16 protein-coding genes are annotated in these 18,352 nt (G+C 73.9%); 6 read left to right on the forward strand and 10 right to left on the reverse strand.

Features of this window, described 5'->3' with window-relative positions; translation table 11 throughout:
- Positions 1 to 5: 5 nt before the first annotated feature.
- Positions 6 to 263 (forward strand): hypothetical protein, encoded by a 258-nt coding sequence (locus tag BDZ31_RS18715; protein ID WP_183343952.1) that lies wholly within the window; start codon positions 6 to 8, stop codon positions 261 to 263.
- Between the two features lie 12 nt (positions 264 to 275).
- Here the strand turns inward: BDZ31_RS18715 and BDZ31_RS18720 are convergent, their stop codons facing one another.
- The 5 genes from BDZ31_RS18720 to BDZ31_RS18740 form a co-directional block, all read right to left on the reverse strand.
- Positions 276 to 653, reverse strand: coding sequence for a hypothetical protein (locus BDZ31_RS18720; protein WP_183343954.1), 378 nt, complete (start codon positions 651 to 653; stop codon positions 276 to 278).
- Between the two features lie 140 nt (positions 654 to 793).
- The gene (locus BDZ31_RS18725) at positions 794 to 2,878 is read right to left on the reverse strand and encodes a HAMP domain-containing methyl-accepting chemotaxis protein (protein ID WP_183343956.1); all 2,085 of its coding nucleotides are present in this window, start codon (positions 2,876 to 2,878) and stop codon (positions 794 to 796) included.
- Between the two features lie 192 nt (positions 2,879 to 3,070).
- Complete coding sequence (locus tag BDZ31_RS26090) at positions 3,071 to 5,170, reverse strand: methyl-accepting chemotaxis protein (protein ID WP_183343958.1); 2,100 nt, start codon at positions 5,168 to 5,170, stop codon at positions 3,071 to 3,073.
- A 183-nt stretch (positions 5,171 to 5,353) separates the two neighbouring features.
- On the reverse strand, positions 5,354 to 6,556 hold the full coding sequence (locus BDZ31_RS18735; protein ID WP_183343960.1) for an acyl-CoA dehydrogenase family protein: 1,203 nt from the start codon (positions 6,554 to 6,556) through the stop codon (positions 5,354 to 5,356).
- 138 nt (positions 6,557 to 6,694) lie between these two features.
- The gene (locus BDZ31_RS18740; protein ID WP_343075630.1) at positions 6,695 to 8,389 is read right to left on the reverse strand and encodes a methyl-accepting chemotaxis protein; all 1,695 of its coding nucleotides are present in this window, start codon (positions 8,387 to 8,389) and stop codon (positions 6,695 to 6,697) included.
- Between the two features lie 180 nt (positions 8,390 to 8,569).
- Here BDZ31_RS18740 and BDZ31_RS18745 point away from each other — a divergent pair, with 180 nt between their 5' ends.
- A complete protein-coding gene (locus BDZ31_RS18745; protein WP_183343962.1) occupies positions 8,570 to 10,078 on the forward strand; it encodes an acetate--CoA ligase in 1,509 nt (502 codons plus the stop codon).
- 23 nt (positions 10,079 to 10,101) lie between these two features.
- On the opposite strand, the gene BDZ31_RS18750 is transcribed toward BDZ31_RS18745, so the two are convergent.
- Positions 10,102 to 11,751 carry a GMC family oxidoreductase gene (locus tag BDZ31_RS18750; RefSeq protein WP_183343964.1) on the reverse strand — a complete coding sequence of 550 codons (1,650 nt, stop codon included), beginning with the start codon at positions 11,749 to 11,751 and terminating at the stop codon, positions 10,102 to 10,104.
- A 149-nt stretch (positions 11,752 to 11,900) separates the two neighbouring features.
- On the opposite strand from BDZ31_RS18750, the gene BDZ31_RS18755 reads away from it, so the two are divergent.
- Positions 11,901 to 12,644 (forward strand): gamma-glutamyl-gamma-aminobutyrate hydrolase family protein, encoded by a 744-nt coding sequence (locus tag BDZ31_RS18755; RefSeq protein WP_183343966.1) that lies wholly within the window; start codon positions 11,901 to 11,903, stop codon positions 12,642 to 12,644.
- 58 nt (positions 12,645 to 12,702) lie between these two features.
- On the opposite strand, the gene ilvA is transcribed toward BDZ31_RS18755, so the two are convergent.
- Both ilvA and BDZ31_RS18765 read right to left on the reverse strand, forming a co-directional pair.
- Positions 12,703 to 13,932: a threonine ammonia-lyase gene (gene ilvA / locus BDZ31_RS18760; RefSeq protein WP_183343968.1), complete on the reverse strand. Its 1,230-nt coding sequence runs from the start codon at positions 13,930 to 13,932 to the stop codon at positions 12,703 to 12,705.
- 10 nt (positions 13,933 to 13,942) lie between these two features.
- A complete protein-coding gene (locus tag BDZ31_RS18765) occupies positions 13,943 to 14,335 on the reverse strand; it encodes a Rid family detoxifying hydrolase (protein ID WP_183343971.1) in 393 nt (130 codons plus the stop codon).
- Positions 14,336 to 14,410: 75 nt separating this feature from the next.
- Here BDZ31_RS18765 and BDZ31_RS18770 point away from each other — a divergent pair, with 75 nt between their 5' ends.
- Positions 14,411 to 16,411: a thioredoxin domain-containing protein gene (locus BDZ31_RS18770; RefSeq protein ID WP_183343973.1), complete on the forward strand. Its 2,001-nt coding sequence runs from the start codon at positions 14,411 to 14,413 to the stop codon at positions 16,409 to 16,411.
- 6 nt (positions 16,412 to 16,417) lie between these two features.
- Positions 16,418 to 16,789 (forward strand): PIN domain-containing protein, encoded by a 372-nt coding sequence (locus BDZ31_RS18775; protein ID WP_183343975.1) that lies wholly within the window; start codon positions 16,418 to 16,420, stop codon positions 16,787 to 16,789.
- 75 nt (positions 16,790 to 16,864) lie between these two features.
- Here the strand turns inward: BDZ31_RS18775 and BDZ31_RS18780 are convergent, their stop codons facing one another.
- Positions 16,865 to 17,305: a hypothetical protein gene (locus BDZ31_RS18780; RefSeq protein ID WP_183343977.1), complete on the reverse strand. Its 441-nt coding sequence runs from the start codon at positions 17,303 to 17,305 to the stop codon at positions 16,865 to 16,867.
- 20 nt (positions 17,306 to 17,325) lie between these two features.
- Between BDZ31_RS18780 and BDZ31_RS18785 the strand changes: the two genes are divergently transcribed.
- Entirely contained in the window at positions 17,326 to 17,991 is a 666-nt protein-coding gene (locus tag BDZ31_RS18785; RefSeq protein WP_183343979.1) for a TetR/AcrR family transcriptional regulator, read from the forward strand.
- Here the strand turns inward: BDZ31_RS18785 and BDZ31_RS18790 are convergent.
- The gene (locus tag BDZ31_RS18790) at positions 17,966 to 18,259 is read right to left on the reverse strand and encodes a hypothetical protein (RefSeq protein WP_183343981.1); all 294 of its coding nucleotides are present in this window, start codon (positions 18,257 to 18,259) and stop codon (positions 17,966 to 17,968) included. The two genes, BDZ31_RS18785 and BDZ31_RS18790, sit on opposite strands and share 26 nt — an antisense overlap.
- Between the last annotated feature and the right edge of the window lie 93 nt (positions 18,260 to 18,352).

An 18,352-nucleotide genomic window follows, 5' to 3' on the forward strand; every position in this document is an offset into this window, starting at 1 on the left:
CGTCGATGCCGTTCAGAGATCCGGAGGACTGGACCGACGATGAGATCGCGCGACAGCGCGATCTCATCGCAGCGCTGTACTGGCGCGACGATCGCCGGCCGTACATCCCTCGTGTCGAGTGGGAGCAGTTCAGCCGCTGGAGACGTTGGCATGACCGCATCATCGGCCGCATGCCAGTCGAGCAGCCCTACGACCGTGCCGTGCGTGCACAGCGGGCGCGGCGGGCGGCCGAACGTACGAGCGCGTCGGCGACGGGCGGCTGAAGGGAACCGCGCTCAGGCCGAGCGGGCTCTGCGGGTGCGGGTGCGCTCTTCCTGCTTGGCGACGACGTTGGCGATCAGTCTGATGATCTGCTCGACGCCGGTGATCTTGACGTCGCCGTGGGCGATCGCCTCGCGCCAGGCTCTGATCGTCCCGGCGGCGACCAGCTCGTTGAAGCGGGCGCGCGGGACCTCGATCCGGACTCTCGCGTCGCTGGCGATGTCTCTGACGATCACCGGGCCGGGGACCTCGACGCGGTACATCTGGATGTCGCCGCGGCCGCGCAGCTCGAGGCCGGCGACCAGCTTCAGCGGCGCGAGCGCGGGGACCTGCGCGAGGAACTCTCTCACCGCCTGGTCGATCAGCGCTCTCGTGTCCTTCGCCGAGCTCACGAGCGGGGAGTCTATTGCGCGGGCGCCAGCGGCGCGATGCGGAGCGCGCGGGGCCGGACCGGAGGGGGATCGGCCGGCCCCGCGCGCGGCTCGGCGCGCGCCGCGCGGACGGCGCGCGCCAAGGTGGTGCCCGGCCGGGGTCAGGCCGAGGTCAGCGTGAACTGGCCGACGAGCCGCTCCAGCTCCTCGGCGGTCTTCGCCAGCTCCTGGGCGGAGGCGGCGATCTCCTGCGTCGAGGCGGAGGTCTGCTGCGTCGAGGCCGAGACCTGCTCGGTCGACGCCGACGACTGCTCCGCGACCGAGACGACCTCGGCCATGTTCTCCTCGACGCGCAGCGCGCGCTCGGAGATCTCGCCGACCGCGGCGGCGATCTGCTCGACGCGGCCGCTCATGTCCTCGACCGAGGCCCCGATCTGCAGGAACGAGGTGCGCGCCTGCTCGACCGTCGCGACGCCGTCCTGCGTCCGCTGGGCGCCGCTTTCGACGACCTCGACGGCGCGGCCGGTCTCGCGCTGGATCTCGGAGATCAGGCCGGCGATCGAGGAGGCGGCCTCCTGCGACTCCTCCGCGAGCTTGCGCACCTCCTCGGCGACGACGGCGAAGCCCCGCCCCTGCTCGCCGGCCCGCGCCGCCTCGATCGCCGCGTTCAACGCCAACAGATTCGTCTGCTCCGCGATCCCCGTGATCGTGTCGACGATCCCGCCGATCTGCCCCGACTTCTCGCCGAGCGAGCGGATCGTGCCCGTGACGTCGGCCGACGACGCCTGAACGGCCTCCATCGCGTCGGTCGCCAGCGAGATCGCGTTCGCGCCCTGCTCGGCGACAGAGCGCGCCTCCTCGGCCGCACGCGCCGTCTGCTCGGCGTCGGCGGTCGAGGTGCGGGTCGTGGCGACGACCTCCTCGGTCAGCTGCCGCGCCTCGGTGACGGTGCGGACCTGACGCTCGGCGCCGGCGGCCACCTCCCCGACCGCGCTCGCGATCTCCCCGACCGCCCGCCCCGACTCCTCCGAGGTCGTCGCCATCTGCTGGGAGGCGGCGGCGACCGCCTGCGTCTCGCTCGCGATCTGCCGCAGCATCGCGGCGACCTTCTCGCGCATCGCGTCGTAGCCGACGATCGACGCCGCGATCTGGCCGTGCATCAGGTTGAAGATCTCCGCGAGGCGGCCGATCGCGCGGCCCTGCTCGGCCTCCAGCGGGGCGGTCGTCGTCGGGGCGTCGACGGTCAGGTCGCCGGCCGCGACCGCCTCCAGCGCGGCCTCCAGCGCCGTCAGGTCGTTGGCGCTGAGCGACTCCATCCGCGCCACCAGCGCCTCCAGGCACGATCTGTCGCCGAGCGCCTCGCGCAGCTGCGCGCTCATCTCCGCGAAGGCGTGCCCGAGCGCGTCGGCGTCGGACTTCGGCGCGACCTCGACGTCGAGGTCGCCGGCGGCGATCGAGCGGGCCGCGGCCGCCGTCTCCTCCAGGTAGGCGATCATCGTCCTGAACGCCTCGGCCGCCTCGCCGAGCTCGTCGCGCGAGCGGATCGCGACCTCCTGCCTGACGTCGCCGACCGCGATGCCGCGCGCCGCGCGGACCATCTGGCCGAGGCCGTTGGCGAGCTGGCGCGACAGCAGCAGCGCGATCGCGACCGCGACGATCACGGCGACGACGAGCAGCGCGACGATCAGTGAGCGGGCCGACGAGACGGTCTCGTCGCTCTGGCGGCCCTGCGTCGCGGCGAGCTCGCTCTGGAATCTCGCGACGCCTTCGAGCGCCGCCTCGGCCGCGTCGAACGGCTCCTTGCCGGCGCCCGTGACCACGCCGACGCCCTCGGCCGGCGGCGTCGAGGCGTCGATCGACGCGGTCGCGTCGACGTAGCTCTGCCACGCTCGCGCGAACGACGCGGTGAGCGCCCTGTCCTCCTCGGAGTCCGCCAGGGCGGTCAGCCGTCTCGCCTCCCGGTCGATCACGCGCGCGCCCGCGGCGATGTCGTCGAGGAACGCGCGCCGCTCCGCCTGTCTCTCGACCGCCGTCAGTACCAGCCGCAGCTGATCCTTGCGGTAGGCGTTGATTCTGCCGTTGATCTCGCCGACGGCCTCGAGGCTCGGGACGCCGTTGCCGGTCAGCTCGTCGGTGACCGCGTTGATCGAGCCGAGCTTGCCGATTGCCACGACGCCGACGACCACCAGCAGCGCCACGACGGCGAGGAAGCCGCCGAGCAGCTTCGTCCTCACAGTGAACTTCATTGCTTGCCTCCAAGCGCAGGGGCCGTCCGCCCCTTCGCGACCGCGAGGCGGCAGACCGCTGCCTCCCGCGGGCGTGCCACACGCGGGGGTCGAGCTGTCGCTCAGGTGATCGGTCGCACGCGGAGCGTCCGCACGCCATGAACGCGCGCGTGTGTCAGCGCGCCTTCGCGGCGAGCGGCCGCTCCCGTCCGCTCACGCGAGCGTGAACTGCCCGACCAGCCGGTCGAGCTGCTCGGCCGTGCGCGCCAGCTCCTGGGCGGAGGCGCTGATCTCCTGCGTCGAGGCGGAGGTCTGCTGGGTCGACGCCGAGACCTGCTCGGTCGACGCCGACGACTGCTCCGCGACCGAGACCACCTCGGCCATGTTGCGCTCGACCTGCGCGGCGCGCTGCGCGATCTCGCCGACCGACGCCGCGATCTGCGCGACGCGGCCGTTGACGTCCTCGACCGAGCTGCCGATCCGCTGGAACGACGCGCGCGCCTGCTCGACCGTCGCGACGCCGTCCCGCGTCCGCTCGGCGCCGCTCTCGACGACCTCGACGGCCTGGCCGGTCTCGCGCTGGATCTGCTCGATCAGCGCCGCGATCGAGCGGGCCGCCTCCTGCGACTCCTCGGCCAGCTTGCGCACCTCCTCGGCGACGACGGCGAAGCCCCGCCCCTGCTCGCCCGCCCGCGCCGCCTCGATCGCCGCGTTCAACGCCAGCAGATTCGTCTGCTCCGCGATCCCCGTGATCGTGTCGACGATCCCGCCGATCTGCCCCGACTTCTCGCCCAGCGACCGGATCGCGCCGGTGACCTCCGCCGAGGAGGAGCGCACCGCCTCCATCGCCTCGCTCGCGCGCGAGATCGCGCTGGCCCCCTGCTCGGCGATCACGCGCGCCTCCTCGGCGGCGCGCGCGGTCTCGTCGGCGTTGTCGCTGGAGGTGCGCGTGACCGCGACGACCTCCTCGGTCAGGCCGCGCGCGACGGCGACGGTGCGGACCTGGCGCTCGGCGCCCGCGGCCACCTCCCCGACCGCGCTCGCGATCTCCCCGACCGCCCGCCCCGACTCCTCCGAGGTCGTCGCCATCAGCTGCGACGCGGTCGCGACCGTCTGCGACTCCGCCGCGATCTCGCGCAGCATCGCGGCGAGCCTGTCGCGCATCGCGTTGTAGCTGACGACCGACGCCTGCGTTCTCGCCAGCGTCGCGTTGAAGTAGTCGGCGAGGCGGCCGGCCGCCTCCCCGTCGCCCGCCGCGATCGGGCTCGTGACCGGCGTCACCTCGACGGTCAGGTCGCCGGCCGCGACGGCCGTCAGTCCCGCCTCCAGCCCGGCGATGCAGTTGGCGCCGAGCGAGTCCATCCGCTGCGTCAGCGCCTCCAGGCACGATCTGTCGCCGAGCGCCTCGCGCAGCTCGTCGCTCATCGCGGCGAAGGCGATCCCGAGCGCGTCTCTGTCGGACTTCGGCTCGACGCGGACCGTCAGGTCGCCGTCGGCGATCGCCGACGCCGCCTCCGCCATCTCCTCGAGGTAGGCGACCATCGCGCCGAAGGCGGCGCCGGTCGCCCCGATCTCGTCGCGCGAGGCGATCTCGACACGCTGCTGGACGTCGCCGCGTGCGATCCCCCGCGCCGCGCGCAGCAGCTGCGAGACGCCCCCGACGATCCCGCGCGACAGCAGCAGCGCCAGGCCGATCGCCGCGACCGTCGCGGCGGCGAGCAGCGCGATCGTCGTCGTGCGGGCGGAGGTGACGACGTCGTCGGCACGGCGCTCCTGGCGCTCGGCGTCGGCCGTCTGCCGCGCGGCGAGCGTCTCGAGCCCCGCCTTCACCTCGTCGTAGGCGCGGTCGGCGCGGCCCTCGGTCAGCGTTCTCAGCGCCGGCTCGTACCGTCTCTGCCGCGCCAGCGCGCCCGCCGGGGTCGACGCCCCGACGTAGTCGTCCCACGCCCGCTGCAGCCGCTCGACGGCTGCGCGGTCGGCCGGCGCGACCGCCAGCCTGCGGGCGCGCTCGAGCCCCGCTCCGACCTGGGCGAGCCCGTCGTCGACCGCGCCGGACGCGTCGGCGACGACGGCGTCGTCGTCGGGATGGAGCGCGGCCGTCGTGACGTGCCGCAGCTGGTCCTTGCGGACGCGGTTGATCGCCGCGTCGACCTCGCCGGCGGTGCGCACGCTCGGGATCGTGTCGCTGCCGAACGTCTGCGTCACGCCGTGGATCTCCGAGATGCGGTCGATCGCGACGCCGCCGACGGCCAGCATCAGCGCGACGACGACGAGGAAGCTGCCCAAGAGCTTCGTGCGTACGTTGAGCTTCACGACGGTTCTCCTTGGGTCTCACGCGCGCGCCGGGCCACGCGCGCGTCGCGCCGATGCCTGGTGCACCGCCGCGGTTGGGGGTCAACCGCCGTCATCGGCAGACGAACGGACGTGTTTAACCCCACAACGACGCGGGACCGCCGATCGGCGGTCCCGTTGCGATCGAGGCGGCGCTCGCCGCGCTCAGATCTTGTGGCGCTCGAGCAGCTTCTTGCCGATCACCATCCGCTGGATCTCGGAGGTGCCCTCGCCGATCAGCAGCAGCGGCGCGTCGCGGTAGAGGCGCTCGATCTCATACTCTCTGGAGTAGCCGTAGCCGCCGTGGATGCGGAACGACTCCTCGACGCAGAAGCGGCCGGCCTCGGAGGCGAACAGCTTCGCCATGCCGGCCTCGATGTCGGAGCGCTCGCCGGCGTCCTTCATGCGCGCGGCGCGGTTGGTCAGCAGGCGCGCGGCGTCGACCTGGGTCGCCATGTCGGCGAGCTTGAACTGGATCGCCTGGTGGAAGGCGATCGGCTTGCCGAAGGTCTTGCGCTCCTGCGAGTAGCGCAGCGCCAGCTCCAGCGCCCGCTGCGCGATGCCGACGCCGCGCGCGGCGACGTTGACGCGGCCGAGCTCGAGCGCGTCCATCATCTGCGGGAAGCCCTTGTTGAGGCCGGCAGCCTCGCCGCCAAGGATGTTCTCGGCCGGGCAGCGGTAGCCGTCGAAGACCAGCTCGGTCGACTCGACGCCCTTGTAGCCCATCTTTCTCAGCTGCGGCGGCACGTTCAGACCCTTGTACGCGCCGGTGTTCTCGGCGACCCCGGCCTCCTTCTCGGCGATGAAGCAGGTCATGCCGCGGTGGGCCTTCTCGGCGTTCGGGTCGGTCTTGACGAGCACGAAGACGAGATCGGAGCGCAGGCCGTTGGTGACCCACATCTTCTGGCCGTTGATCTCGTACGCGCCGTCGTCGAGCTTCTTGGCGGCCGTCTTGATCGCGGCGACGTCGGAGCCGAGCTCGGGCTCCGACAGCGAGAAGGCGGCCCGGATCTCGCCGGTCGCCATCCGCGGCAGGTACTTCCGTCTCTGCTCCTCGTTGCCGAACTTCATCAGCAGGTAGGAGCCGATGAAGTGCGTGTTGATGACCCCGGAGATCGAGATCCACCCGCGCGACAGCTCCTCGACGATCATCGCGTAGGTCGTCAGGTCGAGCCCCATGCCCCCGTACTCCTCGGGGATCGTGACGCCGAAGAGGCCGAGCTCCTTCATCTGCTCGACGATCGGCTCCGGGAACTCGTCGGCGTGGTCGTAGCGCTCGGCGTTGGGGATGATCTGCTCGTCGGCGAACTGCCGCACCATCTCGCAGATCGCCTTCTGCTCGTCGGTCTTGTCGATCACTGCGGCCATTCGTCTCAACGCTCCGGGTCCGGGGAAATCTCAGCTCGGCGAGGATAGCTCCGGGCACGCGCCGGAACCCCCACATCGGAAAGCGGAGCGACGCCGGCGCGCCGGGCGACCGGCGCGCCGGCGCGCCGCGTCGCCGGCTCAGGCGGCGGCGAGCGTGAACTGCCCGACCAGCCGCTCCAGCTCGACGGCGGTCCGGGCGAGCTGCTGAGCGGAGGCGGCGACCTCCTGGGTCGCCGCCGAGGACTGCTGGGTCGAGGCCGAGACCTGCTCGGTCGACGCCGACGACTGCTCGGCGACCGCGACGACCTCGGCCATGTTGCCCTCCATCCCCTCCGTCCGCCGCGCGATCTGGGCGATCGCGGCGGCGATCCGCTCGACGCGCTCGTTCATCCCCTCGACCGAGGCGCCGATCAGCTCGAACGAGCCGCGCGCCGCCGCGACCGTCTCCACGCCGTGCTCGATCTCCGCTCCGCCGCGCTCGACCCGCTCGACCGCGGCGCTCGTCTCGCGCTGGATCTCGGCGACCAGGCCCGCGATGCTCGCCGCCGCCTCCTGCGACTCCTCGGCCAGCTTGCGCACCTCCTCGGCGACGACCGCGAAGCCGCGGCCCTGCTCGCCGGCGCGGGCGGCCTCGATCGCAGCGTTGAGCGCCAGCAGGTTGGTCTGCTCGGAGATGCCGGTGATCGTCTCGACGATCCCGCCGATGCGGTCGGACTTCTCCCCGAGCGCCCGCATCGCCGCGGTCACGCCCTCCGACATCCGCTCGAGCGCCCGCATCCCCTCGGTCGCGCGCGCGATCGCCGCGGCGCCGTCGGCCGCGACCGCGCGCGCGTCGGCCGCGGCGCGCGCGGTCTCGCCGGCGTCGTCGCTGGAGGCGCGGGTCGCGAAGACGACCTCCTCGCTGAGCGCGCGCGCCGCGCCGACCGTGCGGACCTGCCGCTCGGCGCCGGCCGCCACCTCGCCGACGGCGTTGGCGATCTCGCCGACGGCGCGGCCCGACTCCTCGGCGGTCGTCGCCATCTGCTGCGAGGCGGCCGCGACCGCCTGCGTCTCCTGCGAGATCCGGCTCAGCAGCTCGGCGACTCTCGCGCGCATCGCGTTGTAGGCGTCGATCGAGCCCTGCGCCCGCGCGAGCATCTCGTTGAAGATCCCGCCGAGGCGGCCGAGCGCGCGCCCCTCCTCGGCCGCGATCGGCGACGTGACCGGGGTGACTGCGACCGTCAGGTCCCCGTGGGCGGACGCCTCCAGCGCGCCCTGCAGGTCGATCATGCAATGGCTGCTCATCGACTCCATCCGCCGCACGAGCGCCTCCAGGCAGGAGCGGTCGCCGAGCGCCTCGCGCAGCTCCGCGCCCATCGCCGCGAACGCGGTGCCGAGCGCGTCGCGCTCGGACCGCGGCGCGACGCGGACGTCGAGCTCGCCGGCGGCGATCGAGCGCGCGGCGGCGGCCATCTCGTCGAGGTAGGCGATCATCGCGCGGAAGGCCTCGGCCGTCTGTCCGAGCTCGTCGGCCGAGCGCAGCTCGACCCGCTGCCTGACGTCGCCCTCGGCGATCCCGCGCGCCGCCGCGAGCAGCTGCCTGGCACCGCCCGCGATCGAGCGGCCGAGCAGGAGCGCGACCGCCACCGCGACGGTGACGCCGACGACGAGCAGCACGAACGTCCACGTGCGACCGCTGGCGATCGCGTCGTGGACGGCGGCGTCCGAGCCGCTGCCGCGCGCGGCCTGCTCCACGGCGCCGAGCCGCTCGAGCGCGACGACGCCGAGCGCGACCATCAGCGCGGCGACGGACAGGAAGCCGGCGAGCAGCTTCAGACGGATGCTGGATTTCACAACGCCTCCCCACCTCGTGGTGTGCCGATGACGCCATACGGGCGGCCTCCCCTGCCGAGGCCGCGACGTCGCCCCGGTAGATCGGCAGCTCGGCGAGTGCCCACGCGCCAGAGATGCTGAACGATCAGGAAATGTCGATCGGAGTGCTTCGGAGCGCGTCGCTGTCAGACTCCCGCCCCGATGAACTTCGCGCGCGACGTGGTCGATGCGGCGCCGCCGGAGCGGCCCGCCCTGGTCGAGCTGCGCCGCGACGGCGGCCGGCGCGAATGGACGATGGGAGCGGTCGCCGACGGCGCCGCGCGCCTCGCCGGCACGCTCGTGCGCTGCGGCGTCGGCCGCGGCGACGTCGTCATGACGATCGTCGGCAACCGCCCCGAGTGGGTGCTGACGATGGTCGCCTGCTTCCGCATCGGCGCCGTCGTGCTGCCGTGCACCGAGCAGCTGCGCGCGAAGGACCTGCGGCTGCGGCTCGACCACGCACGCCCGCGGCTGATCGTCTGCGACGAGCGCAACGCGGCCGAGCTGGCCGCGGCGAGACCGGACTGCGCCGTCCTGACGATCCCCGACCCCTCGCTCTTCTCCGGACCGCCGGTCGACGCCGTCGAGCTGAGCCCCGCCGACCCCTGCCTGATCACCTTCACCTCCGGCACCGCGGGCGAGCCGAAGGGCGTCCTGCACGGCCAGCGCTACCTCGCCGGCCAGGCGCTCCAGGCCGAGCGGTGGCTCGACGCGCGCCCCGGCGACCTCGTCTGGTGCACGGCCGCGAGCGGCTGGTCGAAGTCGGCCCGCAACGTCTTCATCGCGCCGTGGCTGCGCGGCGCCGCCGCGCTGCTCCACGACGGCCGCTTCGACCCGCACGAGCGGCTCGAGCTGCTCGCGCGCGAGCGCGCGAACGTGCTCTGCATGGCGCCGACCGAGTACCGCGTGATCGCCAAGCGGGCGACGCTCTCCGCGCTGCCGGCGCTGCGCGGCCTCGTCGCCGCCGGCGAGGCGCTCAACCCCGAGGTCCTGCGCGTCTGGGAGGAGGCGACCGGGGTGACGATCCGCGACGGCTACGGCCAGACCGAGACCGGCCAGCTGACCGGCGCGCCGCTCGGCGAGCCGCCGCGCCCCGGCTCGATGGGCCGCCCGCTGCCGGGCGTCGACCTGCGGATCGACGACGGCGAGCTGGTCGCCGACCCGGCGACGGTGCCGACCTTCTTCCTCGGCTACCTCGGCGACGCCGACGTCGGCGCGACCGCCGCGCGCTCGCCGCTGGTGCCGCCGCGGTCGGTCGCGCTCGACGTTCCTGACCGGCGGTCGGCAGGCGCGCCGTGGCGGACCGGCGACCGCGTCCGCCAGGACGACGACGGCTGGCTGTACTTCGAGGGCCGCACCGACGACGTGATCATCTCGGCCGGCTACCGGATCGGCCCGTTCGAGGTCGAGTCGGCGCTCGTCGCCCATCCGGCGGTCGCCGAGGCCGCCGTCGTCGCGGCGCCTGACGAGGAGCGCGGCGCGATCGTCCGCGCCGTGATCGTCCTGCGCGACGAGGCGACGGCCTCGGAGGCGCTCGCGCGCGAGCTGCAGGAGCACGTCAAGCGCGAGACCGCGCCGTACAAGTACCCGCGCCGCGTCGACTTCGCCGACGAGCTGCCGAAGACCTCCAGCGGCAAGATCCGCCGCGCCCTGCTGCGCGAGCGCGGCTGACCGCGCCGGGCCGCGCCGGCCGGCTACGCCGCGCCGGCGAGCGGCTCGGCCGCCTCCGGCGACGCCGCGGCCGGCGCCCCGGCCGGCGGGATCTGGCTCATCGCGTGCTCGGTCATCGCCGTGATCGTCAGGCTCGGGTTGACGCCGACGTTGGCCGGGACCGCGGCGCCGTCGCAGACGAGCAGGTTGTCGTAGCCGAAGACCCGCTGGCGGGCGTCGATCACGCCCCGCGTCGCGTCGCCGCCGATCACCGCGCCGCCAAGGATGTGGGCGGTCGAGGGGATGTCGATCGCCTCCAGCACCGAGCTCTGCGCGATCCCGCCGGTCCGTCGCTCCAGCCATTCGGCCGTCTCGTTGGCGATCGGGATGAAGGTCGGGTTCGGTCTGTTCGGGTCCTGCTCGGTCTGGAGCCGCACGCCGCCGCCCGGCAGCCGGTGCGGGCGGAGCGAGATCGCGTTGTCGAGCGTCTGCATCACCAGCACTATGATCGTCCGCCGCGCCCAGCCGTTCGGCCACATGATCTTCAGGAACCTGCCCGGGTGGCGGGCGATCCGGCCCAGCAGCTTGAGCGGCCGCGTGAGGCGCGTCCCGTTGCCGGCCAGCAGCGTGAACATCGCGTTCATCGCGTCGCCGGCGTCGCCGTAGGTGACCGTCTCTATGTGCGTGTTCGGGTCGGGGTAGATCGAGCCGGTGATCGCGACCCGTCTCGTCAGCTCGTCTCCGTAGCGCTTCGGCACGGTGACGGCGAGGATCGCCTCGGAGTTGGTGCGCACCAGCTCGCCGAGGCGGGCGGAGAGGCGCGGCAGCGAGCCGTTGAGGCGGCAGCGCTGCAGCAGTCTGTTGGTCCCCAGCGCGCCGGCGGCGACGACCACGCCGCGCGCCGTCGTCGTGCGGCGGTCCTTGCGGCCCCACGCGCCGGAGCGCTCGTGGGTGACCGCGTATCCGTCGGAGCCGTCGGCCGCGCCCAGCGGCCGGATGTCGATCACGGTCCGGTCGGGGGTGACCTCCGCGCCCTTGCGCTCGGCGAACCAGAGGTAGTTCTTGACGAGCGTGTTCTTCGCGCCGACCGGGCAGCCGACCATGCAGCGGCCGCAGTGGGTGCAGCCGGTCCGCTCCGGCCCCTCGCCGCCGAAGTACGGGTCGGCGACGGTCCTCCCCGGCTCGCCGAAGTAGACGCCGACGGGGGTCTTTCTGTAGGTGTGGCCGACGCCCAGCTCCTCCCCCAGCTCGCGCAGCAGCGTGTCGGCCGGGTCGTCGGTCTCGGTCATCGCGACGCCGAGCATCCGCTGCGCCTCGGCGTAGTGCGGCGCGAGCGCCCGCTCCCAGTCGTTCAGCCCGCTCCATTGCGGGTCGTCGAAGAACGGCTTCGGCGGGACGTAGAGGGTGTTCGCGTAGCCAAGGCTGCCGCCGCCGACGCCGGAGCCGCTCAGGACCGTCACGTCCTTGAACGTCGAGATGCGGAAGAAGCCCTTCATCCCCAGCCGCGGCATCCAGAAGTAGCGCCGCAGGTTCCAGTTGGTCTTCGGGAAGTCGCCGTCGAGGAAGCGGCGGCCGCATTCGAGCACGCCGACGCGGTAGCCCTTCTCGCTCAGGCGCAGCGCCGACACGCTGCCGCCGAAGCCCGATCCGACGACCAGCCAGTCGTAGTCGAACGCGCGACCGTTCTCCTCCATCAGCGATTCCCTCCGGGTGGGATGGTGCTCCGGCGCTCCACCGTAGCGGAAGATGACGCCTGCGTCACCTTTGAACCGTCGCCCGCGGCGGATGGCGATCGGCGCCGCCCGGACGCGATCCGCGGCGGCGTGCGGCTAGGCTGGTTCCCATGGCCTCGCGACCCGTCATCGGCATCCTCACCGCCCTCGAGAGAGCCCGCTGGAGCGTCTGGGACCAGCAGGCGGCGCTGCTGCCGACCAACTACCTCGACGAGATCCGCCGCGCCGGCGGGATGGCGCTGATGCTCGCGCCCGACCCGGCGCTGACCGCCGATCCCGACGAGGCGCTCGACCTCGTCGACGGGCTGATGCTCGCCGGCGGCGCCGACATCGACCCGGCAACCTACGGTGCCGAGCGCCACGCCGAGACGGTCGAGACGGTCCCCGAGCGCGACGCCTTCGAGCTGGCGATGACCCGTCGCGCCGTCGAGCGCGACATCCCGCTGCTCGGCATCTGCCGCGGGATGCAGCTGCTCAACGTCGCCTGCGGCGGCACGCTGCGCCAGCACCTGCCGGAGGAGTTCGGCCATCACGAGCACCGCAAGGCGATCGGCACCTTCGACGGCGCCGACCACGACGTCCGCCTCGCCGCCGGCTCCGTAGCGGCGCGCGCCGCGGGCGAGACCGTCCACGCGACCAAGTCCCACCACCACCAGGGCGTCGGCCGCATCGGCGACGGGCTGACTGTCAGCGGCTGGGCGACGATCGACGAGCTGCCGGAGGCGATCGAGGCCCCCGACCGCGAGTTCGTGCTCGGCGTCCAGTGGCATCCCGAGGCCGACGAGACCAGCCGCCTGATCGCGACCCTCGTCGACCACGCCCGCGCCCGCCGCGCCGCGCGCGCGGCCGCCTGATCGCCGCCCGGCCGAGCGGGCGCGAGCCCTCGCCCGCGCCTGCGCCCGGCCGCGCTCGCTACGCGAGCGTTCGCGTCTCGTAGCCGGCGTCGCCGATCGCCGCCAGCACCTCGGCGGCATGCGCCGGGCCGCGCGTCTCCAACACGAGCTGGACGGCCGATTCGCGCACGTGCAGGTCGATCCCCTCGCGCACGTGGGTGATGTCGAGCAGGTTGGCCGACTGCTCGCCGATCAGCGCGAGCAGCGCCGCGAGCGCGCCGGGGCGATCGGGCAGCCGCGTCAGCACGACCAGCCGCCGGCCGGCCTGCGACTCGTGGCGGCGCGCGACGAGCGACAGCACGCCCGGGTCGACGTTGCCGCCCGACAGCACGACCGCGGTCGTCCCGGTCGGCGCCGGTCTGACCTGCCCGCCGAGCAGCGCCGCGACGCCGACCGCGCCGGCCCCCTCGACGACCAGCTTCGCCCGCTCCAGCAGCAGCACCATCGCCTCCGCGACCGTGTCCTCCGGCACGACGACGACCTCGTCGACCCATTCGCGCATCAGCTCGAGCGTCAGCGCCCCGGGGCGCTTGACGGCGATGCCGTCGGCGATCGTCGGGCCGCCGCCCGCGAACTCGACCGGCCGGCCGTGCGCCAGCGAGTCCGGGACCGGCGCGCAGCGGTCGACCTGGACGCCGACGACGCGGATCCCCGGCCGCATCGACTTGGCCGCGATCGCGACGCCGCTGACGAGCCCGCCGCCGCCGACCGGGACGACGATCAGCGACAGGTCGCCCACCTGCCGCGCCAGCTCGAGCCCCACCCCGCCCTGGCCGGCGACCACGTCGCGGTCGTCGAACGGGTGGACGAAGGTCATCCCCGCCTCCCGCGCGCGGGCCTGCGCGGCCGTCAGCGTCTCGTCGACGTTCGCGCCGACGAGGCGGACGGTCGCGCCGAACTCCGCGCAGGCGTCGATCTTCTGGTTCGGCGCGCTCAGCGGCATGAAGACCTCGCACGCGATCCCGCGCGCTCGCGCCGCGTACGCGACCGCCTGCCCGTGGTTGCCGGCGCTGCCGGCGACGACGCCGGCGGCCGCGGAGCGCGCGTCGAGCGCCGAGATCTTCGCGAGCGCGCCGCGCAGCTTGAAGGAGCCGGTGCGCTGGAGGTTCTCCGCCTTCAGCGCGACCGTCGCGCCGACCCGCTCGCTGATCGTGCGCGAGCTGAGCACCGGCGTCTCGCGCACGACGTCGTCGTCGGCGACCGCGGCGCGCCGGATCCGCTCGAGGTCGACGGCGCGCGTGCTGGCCATCTCCCCGTCCTCAGGCCGGCAGGGCGACGACGGCGTCGATCTCGACGCGCGCGCCGCGCGGCAGTCTCGCGACCGCCACGGCGACACGCGCCGGGGGGTCCTGCTCGAAGAAGGAGGCGTAGACGTCGTTGACGGCCGCGAAGTCGTCCATCTCGACGAGGTAGACGGTGATCTTGACGGCGTCGGCGAGCGTCGCGCCGGCGGCCGCGCAGACGGCCTGCAGGTTCTCCAGGCAGCGGCCGGCCTGCTCGGCCGCCGTCTCGCCGACCAGCTCGCCGGTCTCCGGGTGGAGCGGGATCTGCCCCGAGCACCACAGCATCCCGTTCGCCTTGACGGCGTGGACGTAGGGGCCGACGGCGGCCGGGGCGCCGATCGCGGTGACGGGCTCGCGCTGGTTGGACAAGGTTCGCTCCTGGTGGTCGGGTCCTGCAACGCACGGTACCCGCGTCGGCGCGCGGACGACGGGTAGCCTCGCGGCATGCCCAACGCGCTCGCGAACGAGACCTCGCCGTATCTGCTGCAGCACAAGGACAACCCGGTCGACTGGCGGCCGTGGGGGCCGGCCGCGCTGGCGGAGGCGCGCGAGCGCGACGTGCCGCTGCTCGTCTCGATCGGCTACTCGGCCTGCCACTGGTGCCACGTGATGGAGCGGGAGTCGTTCGAGGACCCGGAGATCGCGGCGCTGATGAACGAGCTGTTCGTCTGCGTGAAGGTCGACCGCGAGGAGCGGCCCGACGTCGACGCGATCTACATGGACGCGGTGCAGGCGATGACCGGCCACGGCGGCTGGCCGCTGAACGCCTTCGCGACGCCCGAGCAGGTGCCGTTCTACGCCGGCACCTACTTCCCGCCGCAGGCGCGCCACGGGCTGCCGAGCTGGCGACAGGTGCTGGAGGCGATCGCCGAGGCGTGGCGCGACAGACGCGAGCAGATCGTCGCCCAGAGCGCGGCGGTCGTCGAGCGGCTGTCGGCGGCCGGGCAGCTGCGGCCGTCGGGCGCGATGGTCGACCCCGGCATCCTCGACGACGCGGTCGCCACCCTGCGCACCAACGCCGACGGGGTCCACGGCGGCTTCGGCGGCGCGCCGAAGTTCCCGCAGCCCTCGGCGATCGAGCTGCTGCTGCGGCGCGACGAGCAGACGGTCGCGCTCGACGCGCTGCGCGCGATGGCCGACGGCGGCATCCACGACCAGGTCGGCGGCGGCTTCGCCCGCTACACCGTCGACGCCGCCTGGGTCGTCCCCCACTTCGAGAAGATGCTCTACGACAACGCGCTGCTCGCGCGCGCCTACCTGCACGGCTGGCAGGTCAGCGGCGACGCCGAGCTGCGCGGGGTCGTCGAGGACACGCTCGACTGGCTGCTGCGCGACATGCGCGGGCCGGAGGGCGGCTTCTACTCCGCGCTCGACGCCGACTCGGAGGGCGTCGAGGGCAAGTTCTACGTCTGGTCGCTGGAGCAGCTGCAGGCGGCGCTCGACGACGAGCGGCTGTACGAGGTCGCCCTCGACTGGTACGGCGCGAGCGCCGAGGGCAACTGGGAGGGGACGAACATCCTCGTGCGCGCGCGGCCGGGGATCCCGGCTCCGCGCGAGCTGCCGGAGATCAGAGCGCGGCTGCTGGCGGCGCGCGCCGAGCGCGTCCCGCCCGGCCTCGACGACAAGCGCCTGACGTCGTGGAACGCGCTGGCGATCGCGGCGCTGGCCGAGGCCGGCGCGGCGCTCGAGCGCGACGACTGGCTCGACGCCGCACGCGGCGCAGCCGACTTCCTGCTGCGCGAGTCGCGCGGCGAGGACGGGCGGCTGAAGCGCTCGTGGAAGGACGGGCGCGCGACGCTGCCCGGCTACCTGGAGGACCACGCCTACCTGACCGGCGCGCTGCTGACGCTGTACGAGGCGACCTTCGAGGAGCGCTGGTTCGTCGCCGCGCGCCAGCTGGCCGACGCGACGATCGAGCACTTCGCCGATCCGGTCAACGGCGGCTTCTTCATGACCGCCGACGACCACGAGCGGCTCGTCACGCGCCGCAAGGACCTGGAGGACACGCCGATCCCGTCCGGGAACTCGGCGGCCGCCGTCGCGCTGCTGCGGCTGGCGCGGCTGACGGGCGAGGCGCGCTACGAGCAGGCCGCCGAGGGCGTGATCGCGCTGCTGCACCCGCTCGCCGCCAACCACCCGCAGGCGTTCGCCAACCTGCTCGCGGCGATCGACCTCCAGCTCGGCGAGGTCCACGAGGTCGCCGTCGTCGGGCCGCCGGAGAGCGCCGTGCCGCTGCTGCGCACGCTCCGCGGCGCCTTCCGCCCGCGGGTCGTGCTCGCCGGCGCGGTCGGCGCCGACGCCGGCGGCGCGGTCGAGCGCTCGGCCGTCCCGCTGCTGGAGGGCCGGCACGCGCTCGACGGCCGCGCCGCCGCCTACGTCTGCGAGCGGTTCGCCTGCCGCGCCCCGGTGACCTCGTCGGGCGAGCTGGCCGCGCTGCTGCGCTGAGCGCACGTGTGGCTGTGGTGGGCGTCGACGCCGGAGCGGCTGTCGCCGGCGGCCGCCGAGGCGATCTCCTCGGCGGTCGACCTCGCCGTCAGCACGCTCAGCTGCTGGGAGGTCGCGATGCTCGCGGAGCGCGGCCGGATCGCGCTCGACCGACCGGCCGCCCAGTGGGTCCGCGCCGCGCTCGCGGCCGACGACCGTCTGCGCGCGCTCGCCCCGGACGCCGACGTCGCCGTGCGAGCGGCGCAGCTCGGCCGCGACGGCTTCCACGGCGATCCGGCCGATCGCTTCATCTACGCGACCGCCCGCGCCCGCGCCGGGACGCTCGTGACACGCGACGAGGCGCTGCGGCGCTTCGACCCGGAGCGCACGGTCTGGTGAGCGAGGGCGGGCGCCGGCTCAGCGACGCTGCGCCGGCGGCCGGCAGCCCCACCGGCCTCGGGAGGCGAGCGCCGCTCAGCCGGGCCGCTGCGCCGCGACCCGGCGGCCGACGGCGCGGAGCAGGTGGCGCGTCGCGACGACATGGCCGCGGGTGCCGATCACCAGCGCCTTGTAGACGCGCCCCCTCAACCCCGGGAAGTCGGCGTGGGTGAGCGCGCGCAGGCGGCCGTCGTCGTCGAGCAGGAAGGTCAGCTGGTAGTCGGCGAAGCGGTGGCGGCCGCGGAGCGCGAGGCGGCGGCCCGGCTCCGCCTCCGCAACGCGGAAGCCTGGGATCGTCTGCCCCGGCTCGCCTTCGAACGGCCGCGAGCCGGCGGTCTGCTCGCAGCCGAGCAGGCGGGCGAGCGGCTCGCCGCCGGCGGTCTCGCGCCGCACCGTGTCGACCAGCGCGCGCCACACCTGCTCGCGCGAGCCGCCGACGATCCTGGCATGCTCATCGATGTAGGGCAATCGCTCCATATAGAAGGATCGTTCCATTAATGGCGCCGCCACGCAAGCACTCGACCGACGACATCCTCGATGCGGCCCGCGCGCTCGTGCTCCGCGAGGGCCCGCGGGCCGCCTCGGTCGCGGCGATCTCGCACGCGAGCGGCGCCCCGGTCGGGACGCTCTACCACCGCTTCGGCAGCCGCGACGGCCTCCTCGCGGCGGCGTGGTTCCGTGCGCTGGAGCGCTATCAGGCGGTCGCGCTGGCCGCCGTGGCGGCCCACTCCGACGATCCCGTCGAGGCCGGCGTCGCGCTCGCCGAGACCGTGCTCGCCTTCGCCGCCGACCAGCCCGAAGACGCTCGCCTCCTGCTCGCCGTCCGCCGCAGCGACCTGCTCGACGGCGACGACGGCGCGCTGCGCGAACGCCTCTATCGCGGCAACGAGCCGCTGGAGGCGGCGCTGCGGCAGATCGCCCGCGACCGCTACGGCCGCGCCGACGCCCGCGCACTGGAGCGCGTGACGCGCGCCGTCGTCGACCTCCCGGCCGCCGCCGTCCGCCGCCACGTCCGCGGCGACGGCGCGCCGCTCCCGCGCTGGCTCGCCGGCGACGTCGCCGCGGCGGCGCGGGCGCTGCTGCGCGACGGCCCCTCGGCGGGGCGGCGAGAGAGCCTCGCCACCCCGTCCCGCCGGTCTACCAGTAGCAGGAGCTCTGGTTGATGTTGAGCCGCGGGAAGTACCCCTCCGGTAGCGCGTTGCCACGACCGTAGTAGAAGTCGCCGCTGTAGCCCAGGACGCGGAAACCGGCGCCGGTTCCCAGGATGTACATCGAATATCTCACGTCGTACGACGGTATCGACGACACCCAATACGCCGTGCCGACGTGGCAGATCTGGCCGATCTGAGCCGCCTGGGCACCGGTCGCCGGGATGGCGAAGGCGCACGCGGCCGCGACGCCGGCGAGCAGCGCCTTCCAACGATTCCTCATCGGAACCCCCTGATGATTGATGTGTAGAAACGTCCCGTGCGGTCGCGAAACGCACGGGGGCGAACCCGCTCAAAGACCCCCGAACAGCATCAT

This window comes from Conexibacter arvalis, assembly GCF_014199525.1.
Taxonomy (GTDB): Bacteria; Actinomycetota; Thermoleophilia; order Solirubrobacterales; family Solirubrobacteraceae; genus Conexibacter; species Conexibacter arvalis.